This is a genomic window from Verminephrobacter aporrectodeae subsp. tuberculatae At4, from assembly GCF_000193225.1.
GTDB classification, from domain to species: Bacteria; Pseudomonadota; Gammaproteobacteria; order Burkholderiales; family Burkholderiaceae_C; genus Acidovorax; species Acidovorax aporrectodeae.
In genome coordinates this window covers 1-1342 of record NZ_AFAL01000175.1, presented here as the reverse complement: position 1 = coordinate 1342, position 1342 = coordinate 1, and the positions used below count along the sequence as shown (strand labels likewise).

2 protein-coding genes are annotated in these 1342 nt (G+C 68.9%); both read left to right on the top strand.

The window, feature by feature from the left end:
• The coding region (locus VTU_RS0105625) for an SDR family oxidoreductase (protein WP_029554147.1) at window positions 1-400 on the top strand (400 nt) is incomplete at its 5' end.
• Between the two features lie 21 nt (window positions 401-421).
• A partial coding sequence (locus tag VTU_RS0105620) for an AraC family transcriptional regulator (protein WP_010101754.1) occupies window positions 422-1342 on the top strand: 921 nt, incomplete at its 3' end.

Here is a 1342-nt window from a genome sequence, read left to right as displayed (position 1 = left end):
GCTGCGGCACGGCGTGCGGGGCGGGGCGGTGATCAATATGGCGTCGCAGGCCGGGCGCCGCGGCGAGGCGCTGGTGGCGCATTACTGCGCGAGCAAGGCGGCGCTCATCAGCTACACGCAAAGCGCGGCGCTGGCCATGGCGCCGCATGGCATCCGCGTCAACGGCATCGCGCCCGGCGTCGTCGATACCGCCATGTGGACGCAGGTGGACGCGCTCTTCGCGCGCTACGAGAACCTGCCGCCGGGCGAGAAGAAGCGCCGCGTCGGCGCGGCCGTCCCGCTGGGCCGCATGGGCACGCCCGCGGACATCTGCGGCGCCGCGGTCTTCCTGGCCAGCGACGAGGCGGCCTACGTCACCGCGCAGACCTTGAACGTGGACGGCGGCAACGTGATGTCCTGACCCCAGCCACCGTCCGCCCCCATGCCCCAGGCCCTTCCCCGCCAGACCCGGCCCGAGCTCGAGCACGACTGCTCGCGCTCGACTGAACTCGGCTACGAGTCCCCCGAGACGGCGGGCTTCATCCGCTGCCTGGCGCACGGGTTTCCGACGCCGCTGGCGCGCTGGCACTACCACGACGAGTACGAACTGCACCTCATCACGAGCACCTCGGGAAAGGTGTTCGTGGGCGACTGGATCGGGCAGTTCCAGCCCGGCCAGCTGGTGCTCACCGGGCCGCGCCTGCCGCACAACTGGATCAGCATGGACCTGCCCGAGGGCGGCGTTGCCGAGCGTGACCTGGTCATACAGTTCCAGCACGCGCCGATTCTCGCCAGCAGCCAGTCCATCCCGGAACTGCGCGAGTTGCTGCCGCTGCTCGAGCGCGCGCGCCACGGAATCGAATTCTTTGGCCTGCACGCGCAGGCGGTGCAACATTGGCAGCGCATCAAGGCCTGCCAGGGGCTGGCGCGGCTCGCCGCGTTCTGCGGCTTCATGAGCGACTTGCTGCGCTGCACCGACTACCGCCTGCTCTCGAACACGCAGCTGCAAAGCGCAGACAGCGACACCCAGCTCGAGCAGATCAACGCCATCGTGAGCCGCATCACCGACCATCTGGCCGACCCGCTCCCGGCCGCCGCTCTGGCGCAGGAGCTGGGAATGTCGCAGAGCCGCTTCTCGCGCTTCTTCCGCCGCGCCACGGGCAATACCTTCACCAACTTCGTGAACCTGGTGCGCGTAAACCGCGCCTGCCAGCTGCTCCTGGAGACCGAGCGCTACATCACGCACATCGCCTACGACGTGGGGTACAACAACATGGCCAATTTCAACCGCCGCTTTCTGGACACCAAGGGCATGACGCCCAGCGAATACCGCAGGCAGGGCGCGGGGCGCTTTGGCACGGGA